Here is a 20,061-nt window from a genome sequence, read left to right as displayed (position 1 = left end):
GCGATCGTCTCGGCAAGGGGCATGGACCTCCGGCCGATGGTCCGGCTCGATCGTGTCCCACGGCGTGGTGCCGCCGAGGCTGGTCCACGACGATGACCGGGAGGGCCGGGCAGGTCAGACTGCCAGGGCGGGCAGGCCGAGGATAGGATCATCGCCGATCGGGGTGGTGCTTTCCAGGGGCTAACTCCGGTTCAGGACCGGCATCGACGGGAAGCCGGAGGTGGCATGGCGGCAGGCTCGGGACGCGTGACCTCCCCGGCACCCGGCAGGGGGGCGGATCAGCGCGTATCGCCGGCGATGCCGCCGGCCGTCCCCCCGGTGCCGGGAGGGCCGCTCGTCGGAGCGCCGCCGATCCAGACGCCGGGCGTGCTGCCCGGCACGGATTCGCTGCCCGGGTTGCCGGGCGGGGTGCGCGGTGGGCGCGACACGGATCCGGTGTGACCGAGACCGACATCCGCGTTCCCGCTCGGTCCCGGTGCGCCGACCGCATCGCTGGGTGCCGGCACCCTGGCCGTCTGTGCCGGCGCCGGCCCGGCGAGTGCGAGGCCGAGGGCCGCGGCGAGGGCGATCGTGGTGCGCATGCTGGGCGGCTCCGCCTGGTTGAGGTTGCGGTCAACCCGGGTCGTCCCGAGAGGTTCATGTCGGGCGGAGGGCGGCCGAACGGGCCAAGGGATTCACGCAGGCGCCGCAGAAGGGGCCGGCCGCAAGACGATCGGCGCAAGACCATCGGGCGCGGTTCGGCAATCGCGGCCTCGCGGCGGCGGCCTACGACGCCGGTCCGCAGCGCACCCGGCAATGGCTCTCCGGCCGCGCGAATCTGCCGTCGGAAACCCGCGACGACGTGACCAGGATCACGGGCCACAGCGCCGACGCGTGGCGGTTCGGCGGCGATCGCGACGCGGCAAACGCCGTGCGCGACCTGCGATTTCACCGGAGGGCCTCGCCTCCCGGCACGCCCGCGCTGCTGTGCTGGCGTGCTACAGCCGTCGACGGGTCTCGCCGGTTCGGCGCCGCGCCGGATCCACCGCGGGTGGACGGGTGTTGCGCAAGCACGAGGGAACGACGGGTGAAACCGATGCCGGTGCGGCTCCGGAATGCGGCGTGCGCCGTGGCCTGTCTCCTGGGCGGGGCCGCCGTGGGCGCCGAACCCCTGCGCGAGACGGGGCCGGTCAACAACTGGGCCGAGATGCGCGCCGCGCTCGCCGCGTGCTGGCACCCGCCGCCCGATACCGAGGGGGCGCTCATCGCCTTCTGGTTCGGGCTCGACAAGACGGGACGTCTGCGCAGCAAGCCCCGGGTCACCGCCCGCCGGCTCGCGGGCGATCGCGAGGCCGCCAAGCAGTTCGAGGATGCGGCCCTCGATGCCCTGTCGCGCTGCTTTCCGATGCGGGTGACGCCGTCCTTCGGGGCGATCCTGGGCGAGAGCCCGATCCGCCTGCGCTTCGTCAACACGCCGCCGACCACCGCCTACCAGATCAACAGCAACATCACGGTCTTCGCCCCACAGGAGTCCGGCAGGGCGGAACCACCGGCTCGCTGAAGGGCCTGTCTCACCTCATCACCGGCCGCTCGGATCCGGTCCCCTCGAACCCATCGTCGTCCACCGTCACGCAGCAATACGGCGGTCTGCCTCGACCTATCGGACCCCTCAGGCAAGAAGCCGCCGGTGCTCTTCTGTGAGTGTCGTTTGCATGATCGAACGGATGACTCTACCGTGAAGCTGAATCTGGACATCGGACTGTGCGGGCGGTCGACGTGCGGGATCGAAAGACATCACGGCTCCTGACCCGCGCACCACGACGGGCGTTGCGTCGATCGGGAACGCCTATGACACCGCTCGTCCGGTCCCGCGCGCCGGCTGCCGCAGCGTGGCTTCTCCTCGCGGCGACGGCCGCTCCGCTCCACGCGCAGGAGCGACCGGCCGGCTCCGCCACCGCGGCCCTGAGCGAGCCCGCCAATGTGGGCGACGCCAAGCGCGCGGCGAGGGAGTACCACGCGTCCGGGCGCTACGCCCGCGACCTGGCCGCCGTGACCGGACAGGCGGGGGCATGGCTGACCGAGCGCGCCCGGCAGGTGGAGCGCCCGGCCCTCGTGCTCGACGTGGACGACACGGCCCTCTCCAACTGGGAGGTGATCCAGGCCGACGATTTCGGCCGGGTCTTCGGCGGCCCCTGCGAGGCGCTGCCGGAGGGGCCATGCGGCTGGGTCAACTGGGATCTCCTGGGCCGCAGTCCCGTCCTGCCGGCGACCCTGGCGCTCTACACGCTCGCCCGCTCTCAAGGCATCGCGGTGTTCTTCATCACCGGCCGGGACGAGCCGCAGCGGGCGGCGACGGAGCGCAACCTGACCGAGGTGGGCTATACCGCGTTCGTGCGCCTCGACATGCCGGCCTTCGGGGCGCGCTACGCCTCGGCCGCAGACTTCAAGGCGCCGCGGCGGGCGGCCATCGAGGCGGAGGGCTACCGGATCATCGCGAATGTCGGCGACCAGCCGTCGGACCTCGCGGGCGGCTATGCCGAGCGCACCTTCCTGCTGCCGAACCCCTTCTACCGCATCCCCTGACCGGCCCGGCGTCCCGCGCTCGACCGAGCCGGTCGCGCCCGGCGAACCGGCCGATGCGCGACGGGGCGCCGGCCCCGCTCAGCCGAGAAAATCGGCGAGCGCGGCGAGCACCAGATCCGGGCGCTCCTCCTGCAGGGTGTGTCCGCAGTCGAGGGCGTGGCCGGAGACGTCGGTGGCCTTCTCCCGCCACGTCGCCAGCACGTCGTAGGTTCGGCCGACCGTGCCCTTCGCCCCCCAGAGCGCCAGGAGCGGGGCCTCCACCCGGCGATCCGCATCGGCGGCGTCGTGCTCCAGATCGATGGTCGCCGCGGCGCGGTAATCCTCGCAGATGGCGTGCCGCGTTGCCGGATCGCGGTAGACGCGCAGGTATTCCGCGAACAGGTCCGGCCCCGGCACCCCCGGCGTCTTCGACTGCCCCTCGACATGCGTGCGCAGGAAGAATTCCGGATCCGCACCGATCAGACGCTCCGGCAGCGGTGCGGGCTGGATCAGGAAGAACCACCAGAAATAGGCGGTGGCGAAGGCCTTGTCGGTGCGCGCGTACATGGTCGCGGTCGGCGCGATGTCCAGCACGGCGAGGCGGGTCACGGCCTGCGGATGGTCCAGCGCCATGCGGTGGGCGACGCGCCCGCCGCGGTCATGGCCCACGACGGCGAAGCGCTCATGCCCGAGCGCCCGCATCACCGCGACGGCATCGGCCGCCATGGTCCGCTTGGCGTAGTTGACGTGCCGGTCGCCGCCTTCGGGTTTGTCGGAGTCGCCGTAGCCGCGCAGGTCCATCGCCACCACGCTGAAGCGCGACGCGAGCGGCGGGGCGACGGCGTGCCACGTGGCATGGGTCTGCGGATGCCCGTGCAGCAGCAGCAGCGGCGGACCCGCGCCGCCGCAGGCGGCCCGGATCCGGACCCCGTTGGCCGCGATGTCGCGCAGCGCGAAGCCGTCGAGGAACGGATCCATCTCACTCATCGACCGCTCCTCGGCGCGCGAGCCCCGACCGCGCGCGGTCACACCGCTCCGCGACGGCCCGCATCGGGACGGTTCGATCGCCCCTCGTCGGACCCAGGCCGCCGGTGAGATGCACCACCGCGGCGGATCCTTCAACCGCCGTGGACCGACCGGAACGGGGCGGCCCTCCCGTCGCGCGCACGCGGCGCCGGGCGGCTACCGCCGCGCGGGGCGACGCTCGCGGGAGAGCAGGTACAGGCCCGAGGCGGCCACCACCGCGCCGCCGAGCAGGGTCCATCGGTCGGGCAGATCGTGGAAGACCACGAAGCCGAGCAGGACCGCCCAGAGCAGATGCGCGTAGGCGAAGGGCGCGAGCGTCGAGGCCGGGGCATGCCGGTGGGCCAGGATCAGCAGCCAGTGCCCGAGCGCGCCGAAGAAGCCGATCGCACCGATGCCGACCCACAGCCAGGGATCGGACGGGGCCTCCCAGATGAAGGGCAGGAGCGGGAGCATCAGAACGGAGCCGACGAGGCTCGTGTAGAGCATCGTGGTCTCCGGCGGATCGTGGCTGGCCAGCAGCCGCGTCACCACGATGTAGAGACCGTTGGCACAGGCCGTCACGCCCGCGAGACCGGCCGCCGGATGCAGGCCGCCGAGGCCCGGCCGGCTGACGATGAGGACGCCGCAGAACCCCACCAGCACGGCCGCCGTCCGGCGCCAGCCCACGGTCTCGCCGAGCAGCGGCCCGGCGATCAGGGCCACCACGAGGGGAGACGCGAAGGTGATGGAGGTCACCTGCGCCAGCGGCAGGTAGCGCAGGGCGACGACGGTGCAGAGGGTCGCGGCGACGAGGCAGAGCGAGCGCAGCACCTGGAGCAGGGGCCGGCGGGTCCGCAGCAGGCCGGCATGCGCCCGCGGCGCCAGCACGGCCGACACCACCAGCAGGCTGCCGACGTAGCGCGCCGCCACGATCAGCGGCGTGCTCATCTCGCGGTTGAGGAACTTGGCGGACGCGTCGATGCAGGCGAAGCCCGCCACGGCGCCGATCATCAGGGCGATCCCGATCAGCGTGCTGCCCTGGCCCGCTCCGCGCATTCCTGGCTCCCGGCTGCCGACCCCCGCATCTATGCGGCAGGCGGCATGCGGGTCCAACCGCACGCACCCGCATCGGGACCCGCGGGGCCGCCGGCGCAGGGGCCGCGGCGCAGGCCGATGATCGGCGGAAATCTGCCGATCCGCCGCGGACGATCGGCGGATTGTTGCCGATGACGGCGACGCCGGTGCCGGTCAACACGCTGGCAAATAAGTAGATTCTCTCATCGCCGGGGCTGGCATCCTGGTTGCCATTCGGCTTGGGCGCATCCCGTCGATGCCGCCCGCACAAGGCCGAAGGCTTGGGGGGCGACAGGGGTGCAGGTCAGCCCCGCAGCTCGTGCGGGACCGCAACGCGATCAGGGAGAACGCCCATGACCATGGCTGCACCCGCGGTGCTCGGGGGAGTCCCCGCCGCCGAGGCGACGGACCGCCAGAAGATCAAGGCCATCGTGGCCGCCTCGTCCGGCAACCTCGTCGAATGGTACGACTTCTACGCCTACGCCTTCACGTCGATCTACTTCGCCTCGGCCTTCTTCCCGAGCAGCAGCCCGACTGGCCAGTTGCTCGCGACCGCCGGCATCTTCGCGATGGGGTTCTTCATGCGCCCGCTCGGCGGCTGGCTGTTCGGCTGGCTCGCCGACAAGCGCGGGCGCAAGCTCTCGATGATGGTCTCGGTGCTGCTGATGTGCGCCGGCTCGCTGATGATCGGCCTGCTGCCGACCTACGAGACGATCGGCGTGATGGCGCCGGTGCTGCTCCTCGTGGCGCGGCTCGCGCAGGGCCTCTCGGTCGGCGGCGAGTACGGCACGGCGGCGACCTACATGAGCGAAATCGCGGGCCGCGGCCGGCGCGGGTTCCTGTCCTCGTTCCAGTACGTCACCCTGATCGGCGGACAGCTCCTCGCGGTGCTGGTCCTGTTCGCGCTGCAGCACCTGCTGACCGGCGAGGAGCTGCGCGCCTGGGGCTGGCGTATTCCGTTCCTGCTCGGGGCGGCGGGCGCGATCGTCGCGGTCCTCCTGCGCGGCGGCCTGGAGGAGTCGGGCTCCCACGACACCATGCAGCGCAAGGAGGCCGGCTCGCTTCGGGCGCTCCTGCTGCACAAGCGCGCGCTGCTGATCACGCTCGCCTTCACCATGGGAGGCTCGCTCTACTTCTACACGATGACGACCTACATGCAGAAGTTCCTGGTCAACACGATGAAACTCGACCTCAAGTCGGTCAGCACGGTGATGACGCTGGCGCTCATCGTGTTCATGCTGCTGCAGCCGCTGTTCGGCGCGCTCTCCGACCGGATCGGACGGCGCAACAACATGATCCTGTTCAGCGGGCTGGCCATGCTCGGCGCGGTGCCGCTGCTGTCCTCGCTCTCGCTGGTCGCCAGCCCCTCCGCGGCCTTCGCGCTGATCATGGTCGGGCTGGTCATCGCGACCTTCTACACCTCGATCAGCGGCGTGGTGAAGGCCGAGCTGTTTCCCGCGGAGGTGCGGGCGCTCGGCGTCGGCTTGCCCTACGCCATCGCCAACGCCCTGTTCGGCGGCACGGCGGAATACGTGGCGCTCTCGTTCAAGTCCTACGGCAACGAGAGCCTGTTCTTCTGGTACGTCGCCGTGATGGCCGGGGTGGCCTTCGCCGCCTCGCTCTGGATGCCCGACACCCGCAAGTACGGCTACCTCGACGGCAATGGCCGGATGAGCGATTGACATCGCTCGGGCGGATCCCGGCTCTTGCCGGCCGGGATCCGGCGACGAGGTAGGATGGCGAGGCCGCACGGACGAGCCCGGAACATCGCCCCACGGCGCCCCATGGGTCGTGCTCTCGGCACCAACAAGCAGAATTCACGATGGGAGGAGGCCGCCCATGGCCAAAGGATCAGATCTCCTCGTCCAGGCGCTCGAGAACGAGGGGGTCGAGCGCATCTTCGGCATTCCGGGCGAGGAGAACCTCGACGTCGTCGAGTCGCTGCGCACCTCCACGATCGAGCTGGTCCTGACCCGCCACGAGCAGGCCGCCGCCTTCATGGCCGCCACCTACGGCCGGCTGACCGGCAAGCCCGGCGTCTGCCTCTCGACGCTCGGGCCGGGCGCGCTCAACTTCTCCACTGGCGCGGCCTACGCGCATCTCGGCGCGATGCCGATGATCATCATCACCGGCCAGAAGGGCATCCTCTCCGCGCGCCAAGCCCGCTTCCAGATCGTCGACGTGATCGGCACCATGCGGCCGGTGACCAAGATGGCCCGGCAGATCGTCTCCGCCTCCTCGATCCCCACCATCGTGCGCGACGCCTTCCGGGTGGCCATGGAGGAGAGGCCCGGCCCGGTGCTCCTCGAACTGCCCGAGGACATCGCCGCGGAGGAGGCCGAGGCCACCACGGTGCCGAGCCACCCGATCGACATTCCGGTCGCGCATCCCAGGGCGATCGAGCGCGCCGCCGCGATGATCCTCGCCGCCGCGCGCCCGCTGGTGATGCTGGGCGCCGCCGCCAGCCGCCCGCGCTCGACGAGCGATCTCGGCGGCTTCGTGCAGCGCACCGGCATCCCGTTCTTCACCACCCAGATGGGCAAGGGCACCGTCGCCCACGGCACGCGGCTCTACATGGGCACTGCGGCCCTGTCCGAGCGCGACTACGTGCACGAGGCGATCGACGCGGCCGATCTGATCATCGCCATCGGGCACGACACGGTCGAGAAGCCGCCTTTCTTCATGGGTCAGCCGAACCAGAAGGTGATCCACATCAGCTACACGCCGGCCAACGTGGAGCAGGTCTACTATCCCGATGCCGAGGTGGTGGGCGATCTCGGGCCGACCCTGAAGCTGCTCGCGGACCGGCTGGAGGGCCGGCTGCCGCAGGCGGGCGCGCTGCTGCCGCTGCGCGAGCACATCCTGGCCCGCATCGCCGACCGCGCCGACGAGGAGCGGTTCCCGGTGACCCCGCAGCGGCTGGTGCGCGACGTGCGGCACGTCATGCCGGAGGACGGCATCGTCTGCCTCGACAACGGGATGTACAAGATCTGGTTCGCCCGCAACTACCGCACCGCCGTCGCCAACACGCTGCTCCTCGACAACGCGCTCGCCACCATGGGTGCGGGGCTGCCCTCGGCGATCTCGGCCGCCTTGCTCTACCCGGAGCGCCGCGTGCTCGCGGTGTGCGGCGACGGGGGCTTCCTGATGAACTCGCAGGAGCTGGAGACCGCGGTGCGGCTCAAGCTCAACCTCGTGGTGCTGATCATCGAGGATTCCGCCTACGGCATGATCCGCTGGAAACAGGCGGTGGACGCCTTTCCCGACCACGGCATGACCTTCACCAATCCGGATTTCGTGCTCTACGCCCGCTCCTACGGGGCCGAAGGCCACCGGGTGAACGCGGTCGCGGAGCTGGTGCCGACCCTGGAACAGGCCTTCCGGGCCGGCGGCGTCCACCTCGTGGCGGTGCCGATCGACTACTCGGAGAACATCCGCGTCCTCGTCGACGAGCTGCGCGCCAAGGTGAAGGACCCGGTGCCCGATCCGGCCGCGTGAGCCGCGACGGCACGCCCTCCGCGGCGGGCCGATCTCCCCCAGACATGTGCTCAGAACGGGTCTCATTCATGCCCGCCATCGCGTCCTCGTCCCTCGGTGGCCTGCATCCGCTCGCCGCCGGCGGTCCGGTCGAGGCGGCAGGCTCGACGCGCCGGGGTAAGGCCCGGGCGGCGCGCGGTCCCGGGGAGCGCCGAGGGGCCGCCCCATCCGGAGGCGATCTGCCATGAGGCGACCTGCCATGAGGCGGCCGGGCTGCGCCACCCGGGCGGTCGCGCGCCGGATCGCGCGCCCGCGCGCCGTGCTCAGGGCGCTGGGACTGTGGCGGTGGGCGCTCGCGGCGACGGCCCTCGCGGTCACGCTGGCGGCCTTCGCGGTCACGCTGGAGGCCGGCACCGAGCAGGCGCGGCGCCAGTCGCGCCAGCGGCTGGTGATCGCCGAGGCCGTGCTGCGTGCGGCGGTCGATCGCTACCAGTACCTGCCGGCGGTGCTCGCCCTCGACACGCAGGTGCGCGATCTCCTCGCCGATGCCGATGCGCCCGCCCGCGTCGCCGCCGTCAACGCGAAGCTCGAAGCCATCGCGCAGGTCTCGAACGCCGCCGCCCTCTACGTTCTGGATGCGGACGGGCTCACCCGCAGCGCCAGCAACTGGAACCTCCCGCTCGGCTTCGTCGGCATCTCCTACGCCTACCGGCCCTACTTTCTCGACGCGATGGCGATGGGCGCCTCCCGCTATTTCGGCGTCGGCACCACCACGAGCCTGCCCGGCCTGTTCATCGGCAAGGCGGTGCCGGGGGAGGGGGGCGTGGCCGGGGTCGTCGTGGCCAAGGTCGACCTCGAAGGGCTGCAGGAGGAGTGGCGGCAGGCGGGCGAGCGGATCCTCGTCTCGGACGCGGCGGGCGTGGTTTTCCTGGCCAGCGATCCGGCCTGGAAGTACCGGCCGTTCCGGCCGCTGCCGGAGGCCGAGGCAGCGCGCATCCGCGCGGCCCGGCAATACGGCGACGGCGATCTGCGCCCGCTGCTGGAGGAGGCGCCGGAGGGCACGATCCGGCTCACCGGCGGTCGGCAGGTGGTGAGCGGGATCGTCGAGCGCGACGCCATGCCGGATCTCGGCTGGACGCTCTGGTACGTCGCGGAGACCGGCCCGGCGCTGCGGCAGGCGCTGCTCGCGGCGCTGGCCGCCGGCATCGCCTGTCTGGCGCTCAGCTTCGGTCTCGCCGCAGCGAGCCAGCGGCGGCGGCGTCTGCGCAGCGAGCGGGCCATGCGGCTCACCCTGGAGCGGCGCGTGGCGGAGCGGACGCGCGACCTCAGCGCCGCCAATGCGCGCCTGCGCCGCGAGATCGAGGAGCGGGAGCGGACCACCGCGGCGTTGCGCACGACGCAGGACGAACTGGTCCATGCGGGCCGGCTGGCCGCGCTCGGCCAGCTCTCCATCGCGATCAACCACGAGATCAACCAGCCGCTCGCGGCCCTGCGCACCTTCCTGGCCAGTTCCTCCGTCTTCCTGGAGCGCGGCGACACCGCGACGGTCAGCCGGAACCTGCAGCGCATGACGGAGGTGACGCAGCGCATCGCCGAGATCATCCGCCACCTGAAGGCCTTCGCGCGCAGGACCGGACCCGCGCACGGCGAGCCGGTGCGGCTCGCGACCGCGGCCCAGGCCGCCCTGGACCTGCTCGCGGCCCGCATCCGCGCGGACGGCGTCGCGGTGACCTGCACGATCCCGCCCGAGGCCGTGGTGCGGGCCGAGCCGGTACGCCTGGAGCAGGTGCTCCTGAACCTCGTGGTCAACGCGCTCGACGCGATGCGGGACGCCCCCGAACGGCAGCTCGCATTGACGGCGACGCGCGACGCGGAGTCCACTTGGCACCTCTGCGTGGCCGACAGCGGGACCGGCATCCCCGAGGAGCACATGGCGCAGGTGTTCGACCCGTTCTTCACCACGAAGGCGCCCGGCGAAGGGCTCGGCCTCGGCCTGTCGCTCTCCTCGCAGATCGCGCGCGACCTCGGCGGCAGCCTCAGCGCCGCCAACGGCGCGCGCGGCGCCGTGCTCACCCTCGTCCTGCCCGCCGCGGAGGCGTGACGGGCATGGCGGCACGGGTCGAACGGGTCCTGTTCGTCGACGACGAGGAGACGGTGCGCGAGGCGCTGGAGCAATGGCTCACGCTCGCCGGCTACGCCGTCACGGCCTACGAGGCGCCTGAGGCGGCGCTCGCGCTGATCGACGAGGGTTTTCCCGGCATCCTCGTCAGCGACGTGCGCATGCCGCGGACCGACGGCCTCGCCGTGCTCGAACGCGCGCTCGCCCGGGATCCGGACCTGCCGGTGCTGCTCGTCACCGGGCACGGCGACGTGGCGATGGCGGTGGAGGCGATGCGGCGCGGCGCCTACGACTTCATCGAGAAGCCCTTCGTGCCCGAGCGGCTGGTCGAGGCCATCGGCCGGGCCTGCGAGAAGCGCCAGCTGACCCTGCGCATCCGCCGCCTCCACGCCGCCACGGATGCGCGCGGCATCGAGGGGCGCCTGATCGGCACCTCGCGGGGGATGGAGACCCTGCGGCGCGAGGTGCTCGACCTCGCCGCCACGCCGGTCAACGTGGTGATCAACGGCGAGACCGGCTCCGGCAAGGAGCTGGTGGCGCAGTGCCTGCACGCCTTCTCCGACCGGCGCGAGGCCCGCTTCGTCGCCGTCAATTGCGGGGCCATCCCGGACACGATGCTGGAGAGCGAGCTGTTCGGCCACGAGGCCGGCGCCTTCACGGGGGCGCTCAAGCGCCGGGTCGGCAAGCTCGAATACGCCCACCGCGGCACGCTCTTCCTCGACGAGATCGAGGCGATGCCGCTCTCCGGCCAAGTGACGCTCCTGCGCGTGCTGCAGGAGCGCAGCCTGGAGCGCCTCGGCTCGAACGCGGCGGTGCCGGCCGACCTGCGCACCCTCTGCGCCAGCAAGGTCGACCTGCGGGAGCAGGCCGCCGCCGGGCTCTTTCGCGCGGATCTCTACTACCGCCTCGGCGTGGCGGAGCTGCGCATCCCGCCCCTGCGCGAGCGCCGCGAGGACATCCCGCTCCTGTTCGCGCATTTCGCCGGCCGCGCCGCCGAGGCGCACGGCCGCGCGATGCGCCCGTTGAGCGCCCGGCTGGTCCAGGACCTCGTCGAGCACCCCTGGCCCGGCAACGTGCGCGAGTTGCGCAACGCGGCGGAGCGCTACGCCTTCGGGCTCGACCGGCCCGGCGCTGATCCGGAGGAGGGCGGGCCGCAGCCGCTCACGGCCCGGGTCGAGGCCTACGAGCGGGACCTGATCCGCCAAGCCCTGCGGCAGGCCGAGGGCAACATCGCCGAGGCCATGCGCCTCCTCGACCTGCCACGCCGCACCCTGAACGAGAAGATGCAGCGCTACGGCCTCAGCCGGAGCGACTTCGTCGCGTAGCGCCGGCCCGCGACCCGGCCGGCGGGCGCACCCGTTTTGGCCTTCCGATTCGGGTCAGTCCGCCAGGAACCGCTGCAGCGCGGCCAGCGTCGCCTCCGGATTCTCCTCCGCCACGAAGTGGCCGCTCGCGATCGCCTCGCCGGTCGCCTGCGGCGCGAAGGTCTCGTGCCAGGCCTGCAGGGCCGGCGCCAGGCCGCCGCGGCCGACGAAGCCGGAGCCGGGCAGGATCAGCACCGGACAGGCGAGGCGCTTGCCCGCCGCGAGGTCGGCCTCGTCCACGGCCCGGTCGGGGCCCGCGCCCGCCCGGTAATCCTCGCAGGCCGCGTGGATGCGCTCGGGCACGTTCCAGCTTTGGCGGTAGAGGTCGAGAGCGGCCGGCGCGAAGGCGTCGAGGGTGCCGTCGCCGGTCCAGGCGCGCAGCAGGCCCTCGAAATAGGCGTCGGGATCGCGGCCGATCTCGGTCTCGGGCCGCGGCGCCGGCTCGGCGAGGAAGGGCCAGTGCGGATAGAGGCGCGGATCGGCCTCGATGCGGCGCCACTGCACCACGGTCGGCAGGATGTCGAGGAGGGCGAGCCGCGCCACCCGCCCCGGCTCGTCGAGGGCGAGACGGTAGCCGACGCGCGCGCCGCGGTCGTGGCCGATCACCGTGAAATGGGCGTGGCCCAGCCGGTCCATCACGGCCACGGCCTCCTGGCCCATGCGGCGCTTGGAGTAGTCCTCGTGGGCCGCATCTCCCTGCGGCGCGGCCGACCAGCCGTAGCCCTTCAGGTCGAGGCAGACCACCCGGTGGGTCCGGGCCAGGGCCGGCGCGATCCGGTGCCAGCAGGCATGGGTCTGCGGGAAGCCGTGCAGCAGCAGCAGCGGCGGCGCCTCCGCCGGACCGCCGCTGCGGGCGAAGAAGCGCCCGTCGGGCAGATCGATCCAGTGGGAGTCGAAGCCGGGAAACAGGTCGGCGGGCATAAGCAGGGTCTCCGGGACGGACCCCGCGGGATCTAGAGCATTGTCCGCCGAAGTGGATGCCGGTTCGTCGCAGAAAATGCGGCAGAATCAAAGGCCTAGAACAGGCTTCACGGCTCGACCCGAACGACGCCTGCTTGAGGGCCGGGTCAGCCGGCCGTCTCGCGCTCCACCGCCCGCCAGCCGATGTCGCGGCGGCAGAACCCCTCCGGCCAGTCGATCCGGTCAAGGGCCGCATAGGCGCGCGCCTGCGCCGCGCGGACGCTCGGCCCCCGCGCCGTCACGGCGAGCACGCGGCCGCCATCGGCGAGGAGGCGATCCCCCTCCCGGCGCGTTCCCGCCTGGAAGACCAGCGCGCCCGCGGCCTCAGCCTCGGCGAGGCCGCGGATCTCCGACCCCTTGGCGACCGGGCCGGGATAGCCGGGCGCCGCCATCACCACGGTCAGGGCCGCCTCGGCGGACCAGTCCGGCGCGCCGCCCGCGAGGGCTCCCGCGAGGTCGCCCCGGCTTGCCGCCAGCAGCAGCGGCACGAGGTCGGAGGCGAGGCGCGGCATCAGCACCTGGCATTCCGGGTCGCCGAAGCGGACGTTGTACTCGATGAGCTTCGGCCCCTCGGCGGTGAGCATCAGCCCGGCGTAGAGGATGCCGCGGAAGGGCGTGCCGCGCGCCCGCATCCCGTCGAGGGTCGGGCGGATGATCCGCGCCATCACCTCCTCCTCCAGGGCCGGGGTGAGGACCGGGGCGGGGGAATAGGCGCCCATGCCGCCGGTGTTGGGGCCGCGGTCGCCGTCATGGACGCGCTTGTGGTCCTGCGCGGTGCCGAAGGCGACCGCGTGCGTGCCGTCGCAGAGCGCGAAGAAGCTCGCCTCCTCGCCCGCGAGATACTCCTCGATCACCACCTCGGCCCCGGCCGCGCCCAGGTCGCCGCCGAGCAGGCCCTGCACGGCGGCCTCGGCCTCCGCCAGGGTCTCGGCCACCACGACGCCCTTGCCGGCCGCCAAGCCGTCCGCCTTGACGACGATCGGCGCGCCGCGCGCGCGCAGATAGGCCAGCGCCGGCCCGGTCTCGCGGAAGCGCGCGAAGGCCGCGGTCGGAATGTCGCACGCGGCGCAGAGCTCCTTGGTGAAGCCCTTCGAGCCTTCGAGCCGGGCCGCCGCCGCGCTCGGCCCGAAGGCCGGGATGCCGGCTTGGTCCAGCGCGTCGACCAGCCCCGCCACCAGCGGCGCCTCCGGGCCGACCACCACGAAGCCGACGCCCTCGCGCCGGCAGAACGCCACCACGCCCGGAGGATCCGCCACGGCGAGGTCCGGCACGTTGGTGCCGTGGGCGGCGGTGCCGGGGTTGCCGGGCGCGACGAGCAGGCGCCCGCAGGCCGGGCTCTGCGACAGCTTCCAGGCCAGCGCGTGCTCGCGGCCGCCGGAGCCGATCAGCAGGATCGTGAGAGGATGGGGCATGGCCGGTCCGTGGATGCGTGGTCGCTGCCCGTGTAAGGACCGAGCGCCGGTTCCTCAACCGGGATGCGAGGGCGGCGCCCTGTGGCGGGCGCCAAGAGCCCCCCGCCGCGGGATCGAGAGGACGGATGCCCGCTCGAACGTTGCGGATCTCACCTCAATCAGATCGTTCGTGTAAGGCTGCTGCGGGTGGGAAGCCGTCGTTCGCTTCATGCCGTAGGTGGCCAAGGCCGCCTTGATCAGCCCCCGTGGAAACCCCGCTCGACGTGCCTGCTGCTGACAGCACGGTGGCAGCAGCGCTCCCCTATCGAAGGGTCCTCGACAGTACGAAGCGAGGAAGCAGGACCCATGATCAACGCCCTCTCTCACGTGAACTGGTTCGCCGTCCTGGTCGCCAGCGCCGCCCACTTCGTCCTCGGCGGCATCTGGTTCGCCGCGCTCGTGGGCGAGCACTACGCCGCCGCGCTCGGCATCGCCGATCAGCCGCGGCAGAAGCCCGGACTGCTCTTCCTCGCCGGGCCGTTCGTGTGCGGCGCGATCACCATCACGACCACCGCCATCCTTCTGCGCGCGCTCGGCATCACCACCTACGGCGACGCGCTCGCCCTGGGCGCGCTCGTCGGCGTCGGCTACCTCGTGCCGATGACCGTCACCATCGCCATCAACCCGCTCTTTCCCCGGCCCTTCGCCTACGCGCTCCTCAACGCGCCCTTCTTCGTCGCCAGCAGCCTGATATCGTGCACTATCCTGGTGGCGCTGTCGTAGGGCGGCCTTCCGCTATCGGACCCAGGCCATGCGCCGCGCCGACCGCCTCTTCGAGATCATCCAGGTGCTGCGCCGCGCCTCCAGACCGGTGACCGCCGACCGAATCGCCGCCGAACTGGAGACGAGCAAGCGCACGGTCTATCGCGACATCGACGCGCTCGTTGCCCAACGGGTGCCGATCCGGGGCGAGGCGGGCATCGGCTACGTTCTCGATCGGGGCTTCGACCTGCCGCCACTGATGCTCACCGTGGATGAGGTGGAAGCGGTCGCGCTCGGCGCACAGTGGGTCGTCGCAAACGCCGACGTGGCGCTGGCGCGTGCAGCGCACGGCGTGCTTGCCAAGGTCGCCGCGATCGTGCCCGAGGACCTGCGCCCGCTGATCGACGATCCCGCGGTTGGAACCCCGCCTGTGCGCGACCGTGACGACGGCCATGTCGATGTCGCACGCCTCAGGAAGTGGTGCCGCGAGGGGCGGAAGCTCGCCATCGGCTACGTCGACGAAACCGGTGCGGCCAGCGCCCGCGTCATCCGGCCGTTCATGATCGGATACGTCGCGACCGTCCGCATCATCATGGCATGGTGCGAGTTGCGGCAGGATTTCCGGATCTTCCGCACCGACCGCCTGACGGCGGTCGAGTTCCTCGACCAGCGCTACCCTGAACGTTCCGTCGCCCTGCGTCGCCGCTGGCTGGCGACGATGCGCGACAGGCACACCGTCGTTCCACCCGCTGGCTAATGGCTACGCCGAGAGAGCGAGAGCACCCGCCGATCCAACGTCAGCAACGGGTGGAGCCTGTGTGAAAACGAGAAGGCGGTAGAAGGATTTTACCTCATAGGCTCTGGGCAGTGCCGAATAGGCACTCTGTCCGCCTCGCCATCGGCGTTCCGCGGCCTGAAGCGTCTATCACATAGAACATTGTTCTCCATTTTTGGCATGCGCCCGCGTTTTCACACAGCCTCGGCGGGTAGCGCGCGTTGGCCCTTCCATTGGAAGCGGACGTCCCGCCGTGCCCCCAACCCCGAGAGGACGGCGACGAATGGTAGGACCTTCCCAAGAACCACCGGCCAGGTCCTGGTCACGATCACCATAGACTGGACGAAACTGCCAACTGTCGAGATCGCGATTCGGTCCATCTCGTGCGCCTCCGTGGCCTGTCGGACGCGGCGTTACACTTGATTATCGGGGCAGCGAATTCGTCGTTGCGAATGAATAGCGTGCAATCTTCCACGCGTCGTCTTTGACCTTGTGCAGAATGAAGAGTTCGTGGTTGGCGTCGGGAACACGTTGCTTGACGGCATTGATAGTCACGTGCCCATTCGAGCGCGTGCGAGCGAACGCCCAGTCCGGAGCGACCTGCACCACTTCCTCGACCGTCAACTCGGTGTCGAAGGTGATCGTCCGAAAAAGTCCGTCGTAAGCAGCCCGTATCGCATCGGCGCCGACCGTCGAGGGGTTGTTCGGAGCCATGAAGACACCGTCGAGCGCGAAAACGCTCAGCACCTTGTCGGGGTCCGAGGCGTTCAGCGCCGTCTCATAGGCCAGCAATACGTCCTCGATGTCGGACTGGACCGAGGCGGCATCCGTGTTGCTTTTTGCCGAGCTTGCGAGCTTCTTCATGAGTTTGGATTCCTCTCCGATTCAAGCTTTCAGCACGCGGATTTGATATCCGCGTCGTTCTTCCGAGGCGCTTGAGGGGCTGTGAAGCTGTGTCGCCGGTTCCGGAGCGCCGCACGCGGTGGCCGGGACCGGGGCGCGGCGCTTTCCGTCATCGTCCGCCGTGGAGCGCCGACCCGGCCTCGTCGCGGTAGCGAGTGAGGCGCCACGCAGCCACCGCATGGGGCCTGCCTGCGCCCCGGAGGCTTCCCGCGTACGGATCAGCCTGCGGCTCTCGGGACCGGCGTGTTGAGCAGCTGTTGCTCCCAAAGATACGCGATCCCGCACCCCGCGGCGTGTTGCGTGAGGATGTCGGTGACCCCGACCGCCGTGTCCAGCCGGGCCCAATCGCGCTGCCATTCCGCCATCACGGCGAGCCAAGTCATCATGTTTACGCCGGCCCGAATCATCCGCTGGATGGCGACCTCGTGAGCCTCGATGGAGATTCCGCCGGAGGCGTCGGTGACCACAGTGACGTCCCACCCCTCGCCGGCCGCCTGGATGGCCGGCATCGCAACGCAAACCTCAGTCCAGAGGCCTGCGATGATCAGCTGCTTGCGGCCCGTCGCTTCCACCGCGCTGACCACCTTCCTGTCCTCCCACGTGTTGATGAGCGTTCGGTCGATCACCTCCTGCCCCGGGAAGACATCGGTGACCTGAGGGAAAATGACCCCGCCCCGGTCGGCGAGCACACTCGTCAGGATGGCGGGAACACCGAATACCTTGGCGGTCTTCGCCAGAGCTGCCGTGTTGTTGACCACCATGTGCGGATCGTGGCTGTTCAGGCCCGCGAGCTGGTAGGGCTGGTGGTCGATCAGAACAAGGACCGAGTCCTCCGGACGAATAAGCGATGCCAACCCATTGCGAACGGTCATGACGATCCTTTTGTTGCCACCGGGACAGACCAAGTTCGGAGCAACATGCGCCGCCTTGCCGATGTCGAACCGACATTGCCATTGCGTTATGCGATACAGTAGCGTCGCTTGTACCGACACAGTGTCGCGAAAACTGGAACGCCGAATTGGACATCGAAGAGCTGAGAACCTTCGTGGAACTCGCGGACGCGGGGGGCGTGACCTCTGCCGCACGGCGGCTCGGCGTCTCCAAATCGATCGTCAGCCGTCGGCTGGCGCGCCTCGAGGCAGACCTCGGTGTGCAATTGCTCGCGCGGACCACCCGTGGCGCAGCCCTCACGGAGGCGGGCGCGACGTTCCGAAATCATGCGGCCAAAATCTGCGCCGAGATCGATCTAGCCAAAGATTCGATCCTGCCTGCCGGGGACGTCCGTGGCCGGCTACGGGTCGCTGCGCCGCTCTCCTTCGGGCCGACCCACCTTGCTGCCGTCTTCGCGGATTTGGCTCGGCGCCACCCACAGCTTCACCTTCAAGTCTGCTACAGCGACCGCTTCGTTGATCTCGTCTCAGAGGGGTTCGACTGCGCGATCAGGCTCGGCCATCTTCAAGACTCGAACTTGATCGCTCGGCGCGTCGGCCCGATCTACGGCAAGCTTGTCGCCAGTCCGGACTATATCAGCGCCCATGGCGCACCCGAGACACCCGATGACCTGCTCGATCACCAAGCTCTCATGCAGGGCACCGAAGCGTGGCACTTCATGGATGGCCGGAAGTCCATCGCTATCCGTCCCCAAGGACGGTTCAAGGCCGACAATGGGACCGCCCTGGTCGCCGCTGCCACGGCAGGGCTCGGGATCGCTTATCTTCCAGAGCGGCTCATCGAGGTGCAACTCGCATCCGGAGCGCTCGTCCCCGTCATGACGCGCTTCCCGATCCCGCCGGCGGGCTTGTTCGTCGTCCGGCCTCCTGGTCAGCATCCGGTGCGAACGGTGCGGATCCTCACTCAGCTGCTTATCGAGTGCTTCGATAAGGCGCCTTAGCGAGACGGGCTGCAACTCTGCGCGTAGTCTCGGAGGAAGGCTCCGACCCTGCCGGGCGTAGGACCGAGAAGGGTGGCAAACAGCCGTCCACATGGCCAAGCCGATTGAGTGTCGACCCGAGCGGAGCGTCAGTGGACGTCGGGGCTGCGACCGCCGGCGCCTGGAGCCGAACGAGCCCAGCACCACCGCTGATGCGCGGGCGCCACGCGCGCGGCGCCGTCAACAGACCCGTGCGATCCCGGCCTTCCGCCTCTCCCCGCGGCCCGGTAGCCTCGCGGCATGCCCGCCCCGCTCCTCTCCGCCGCCCTCTCGTCCGCGCCCGCTACGGCGGCGGAATGGTCGGTCACCGACCTTGCCGCCGCGCTCAAGCGCACGCTGGAGGAGGCGTTCGGGCATGTGCGGCTGCGCGGCGAGATCTCGGGGTATCGCGGCCCGCACGGCTCGGGCCACGCCTATTTCTCGCTCAAGGACGGCGGGGCGAAGATCGACGCGGTGATCTGGAAGGGCACGCTCGCGCGCCTGCGTCATCGGCCCAAGGAGGGGCTGGAGGTGGTCGCGACCGGGCGCATCACCACCTTCCCGGGCAAGTCCGCCTATCAGATCGTCATCGATGTGCTGGAGCCGGCCGGGGAGGGCGCCTGGATGGCGCTCTTGGAGGAGCGCCGCCGGCAGCTCGCCGCCGAGGGCCTGTTCGATTCCGCCCGCAAGCGGCCGCTGCCCTACCTGCCGCGGGTCGTGGGCGTCGTGACTTCGCCGACCGGCGCGGTGATCCGCGACATCCTCCACCGGCTGGAGGACCGCTTCCCCCGTCCGGTGCTGGTCTGGCCGGTGCGCGTGCAGGGCGAGGGCTCGGCCGAGGAGGTCGCGGCGGCGATCCGCGGCTTCAACGCGCTGCCGCCGGATGGGCCGATCCCGCGGCCGGACGTGCTGATCGTCGCCCGCGGCGGCGGCTCGATCGAGGATCTGTGGAGCTTCAACGAGGAGATCGTGGTGCGGGCCGCCGCCGAGAGCGCGATCCCGCTGATCGCCGCGGTCGGCCACGAGACCGACGTGACGCTGATCGACCACGCGGCCGACCGGCGCGCGCCCACCCCCACGGGCGCGGCCGAGATGGCGGTGCCGGTGCGCCTCGACCTGCTCGCCGATCTCGACGGCCTCGCCCGGCGCCATGCCGGGGCGCTCGCCCGGCTCATCGACCGCCGCCGCAGTGACCTGCGCGGGCTGGCCCGCGTGATCCCGAGCCCGGACGCGCTGCTGGCGGTGAAGCGCCAGCGCCTCGACCTCGCCGAGGCGCGGCTGCGCCCGGCGCTGGCGGAGGGCGCCCGCGCCGCGCAGCGGCGCCTCGCCCGGGTGCTGCAGGGGCTGACCCGCCACCCGCCGGCCCTGCGGCTGGCCCGCGCCCGCGAGCGCTTGGCGGCCATCGACCACCGGCCGCGCCACGCCCTCGAACGGGTCGTCGCGGTGCGGGCCGAGCGGCTGGCCGGGATGGCGCTGCGCCTTCACGCGGCGATCGCGCGCGACGACGAGCGCCGCCGCGGACGGTTCGCCCGCATCCTCGCCCTGTTCGACAGCCTGAACTACCGGGCGGTGCTGTCCCGCGGCTACGCGCTGGTGCTCGACGCCGAAGGCCGGCCGGTCGCGCAGGCCGAGGCGGCCCGCGCCGCCGGGCGCCTCACCGTCGAGTTCGCGGACGGCAAGGTGGCGGCCACCGTCGAGGGCGCCGCCCCCCGCCGCGCCGCCGCCAAGCGCGGGCCGGCGGCGCCGGCCCGGCAGGGCTCGCTGTTCGAGTGAGGAGCCGG

17 protein-coding genes are annotated in these 20,061 nt (G+C 71.3%); 10 read left to right on the top strand and 7 right to left on the bottom strand.

What is annotated here, in order from left to right:
• Positions 1–278: 278 nt before the first annotated feature.
• The gene (locus MFF61_RS04705) at positions 279–581 is read right to left on the bottom strand and encodes a hypothetical protein (RefSeq protein WP_238233915.1); all 303 of its coding nucleotides are present in this window, start codon (positions 579–581) and stop codon (positions 279–281) included.
• Between the two features lie 554 nt (positions 582–1,135).
• On the opposite strand from MFF61_RS04705, the gene MFF61_RS04700 reads away from it, so the two are divergent.
• A complete protein-coding gene (locus MFF61_RS04700; protein ID WP_238233914.1) occupies positions 1,136–1,540 on the top strand; it encodes a UCP034077 family protein in 405 nt (134 codons plus the stop codon).
• A 287-nt stretch (positions 1,541–1,827) separates the two neighbouring features.
• Positions 1,828–2,562, top strand: a complete 735-nt coding sequence (locus MFF61_RS04695) for an HAD family acid phosphatase (RefSeq protein WP_238233913.1) — start codon at positions 1,828–1,830, stop codon at positions 2,560–2,562.
• 78 nt (positions 2,563–2,640) lie between these two features.
• Here MFF61_RS04695 and MFF61_RS04690 read toward each other — a convergent pair whose 3' ends face one another.
• A complete protein-coding gene (locus tag MFF61_RS04690; protein WP_238233912.1) occupies positions 2,641–3,528 on the bottom strand; it encodes an alpha/beta fold hydrolase in 888 nt (295 codons plus the stop codon).
• Positions 3,529–3,723: 195 nt separating this feature from the next.
• Positions 3,724–4,602 (bottom strand): DMT family transporter, encoded by an 879-nt coding sequence (locus tag MFF61_RS04685; protein WP_238233911.1) that lies wholly within the window; start codon positions 4,600–4,602, stop codon positions 3,724–3,726.
• Between the two features lie 377 nt (positions 4,603–4,979).
• Between MFF61_RS04685 and MFF61_RS04680 the strand changes: the two genes are divergently transcribed.
• The 4 genes from MFF61_RS04680 to MFF61_RS04665 all read left to right on the top strand — a co-directional run bounded on the left by MFF61_RS04680 (position 4,980) and on the right by MFF61_RS04665 (position 11,541).
• Positions 4,980–6,302 carry an MFS family transporter gene (locus MFF61_RS04680; RefSeq protein WP_238234036.1) on the top strand — a complete coding sequence of 441 codons (1,323 nt, stop codon included), beginning with the start codon at positions 4,980–4,982 and terminating at the stop codon, positions 6,300–6,302.
• Between the two features lie 157 nt (positions 6,303–6,459).
• Positions 6,460–8,118: an acetolactate synthase large subunit gene (locus MFF61_RS04675; RefSeq protein WP_238233910.1), complete on the top strand. Its 1,659-nt coding sequence runs from the start codon at positions 6,460–6,462 to the stop codon at positions 8,116–8,118.
• A 223-nt stretch (positions 8,119–8,341) separates the two neighbouring features.
• On the top strand, positions 8,342–10,198 hold the full coding sequence (locus MFF61_RS04670; protein WP_238233909.1) for a sensor histidine kinase: 1,857 nt from the start codon (positions 8,342–8,344) through the stop codon (positions 10,196–10,198).
• Between the two features lie 5 nt (positions 10,199–10,203).
• Entirely contained in the window at positions 10,204–11,541 is a 1,338-nt protein-coding gene (locus tag MFF61_RS04665; RefSeq protein ID WP_238233908.1) for a sigma-54-dependent transcriptional regulator, read from the top strand.
• A 54-nt stretch (positions 11,542–11,595) separates the two neighbouring features.
• Here MFF61_RS04665 and MFF61_RS04660 read toward each other — a convergent pair whose 3' ends face one another.
• Both MFF61_RS04660 and purD read right to left on the bottom strand, forming a co-directional pair.
• Entirely contained in the window at positions 11,596–12,501 is a 906-nt protein-coding gene (locus MFF61_RS04660; RefSeq protein WP_238233907.1) for an alpha/beta fold hydrolase, read from the bottom strand.
• A gap of 146 nt (positions 12,502–12,647) precedes the next feature.
• Positions 12,648–13,952: a phosphoribosylamine--glycine ligase gene (gene purD / locus MFF61_RS04655; protein WP_238233906.1), complete on the bottom strand. Its 1,305-nt coding sequence runs from the start codon at positions 13,950–13,952 to the stop codon at positions 12,648–12,650.
• Between the two features lie 345 nt (positions 13,953–14,297).
• Here purD and MFF61_RS04650 point away from each other — a divergent pair, with 345 nt between their 5' ends.
• Together MFF61_RS04650 and MFF61_RS04645 are read left to right on the top strand one after the other, a co-directional pair.
• Positions 14,298–14,714 (top strand): DUF1761 domain-containing protein, encoded by a 417-nt coding sequence (locus MFF61_RS04650; RefSeq protein ID WP_238233905.1) that lies wholly within the window; start codon positions 14,298–14,300, stop codon positions 14,712–14,714.
• 28 nt (positions 14,715–14,742) lie between these two features.
• Positions 14,743–15,450: a helix-turn-helix transcriptional regulator gene (locus MFF61_RS04645; protein ID WP_238233904.1), complete on the top strand. Its 708-nt coding sequence runs from the start codon at positions 14,743–14,745 to the stop codon at positions 15,448–15,450.
• 441 nt (positions 15,451–15,891) lie between these two features.
• Here the strand turns inward: MFF61_RS04645 and MFF61_RS04640 are convergent, their stop codons facing one another.
• Together MFF61_RS04640 and MFF61_RS04635 are read right to left on the bottom strand one after the other, a co-directional pair.
• Positions 15,892–16,332 (bottom strand): YybH family protein, encoded by a 441-nt coding sequence (locus MFF61_RS04640; RefSeq protein ID WP_238233903.1) that lies wholly within the window; start codon positions 16,330–16,332, stop codon positions 15,892–15,894.
• A gap of 257 nt (positions 16,333–16,589) precedes the next feature.
• A complete protein-coding gene (locus MFF61_RS04635) occupies positions 16,590–17,243 on the bottom strand; it encodes a hydrolase (RefSeq protein WP_238233901.1) in 654 nt (217 codons plus the stop codon).
• Positions 17,244–17,389: 146 nt separating this feature from the next.
• Here MFF61_RS04635 and MFF61_RS04630 point away from each other — a divergent pair, with 146 nt between their 5' ends.
• Both MFF61_RS04630 and xseA read left to right on the top strand, forming a co-directional pair.
• A complete protein-coding gene (locus MFF61_RS04630) occupies positions 17,390–18,262 on the top strand; it encodes a LysR family transcriptional regulator (RefSeq protein WP_238233900.1) in 873 nt (290 codons plus the stop codon).
• Between the two features lie 279 nt (positions 18,263–18,541).
• Positions 18,542–20,053, top strand: a complete 1,512-nt coding sequence (gene xseA, locus MFF61_RS04625; protein ID WP_238233898.1) for an exodeoxyribonuclease VII large subunit — start codon at positions 18,542–18,544, stop codon at positions 20,051–20,053.
• The last annotated feature ends 8 nt before the right edge of the window (positions 20,054–20,061 follow it).

It is taken from the genome of Methylobacterium isbiliense, assembly GCF_022179325.1.
Lineage (GTDB): Bacteria > Pseudomonadota > Alphaproteobacteria > Rhizobiales > Beijerinckiaceae > Methylobacterium > Methylobacterium isbiliense.
The sequence above is the reverse complement of the archived record's forward strand: the minus strand, read 5'-3'. Positions and strand labels throughout refer to the sequence as shown.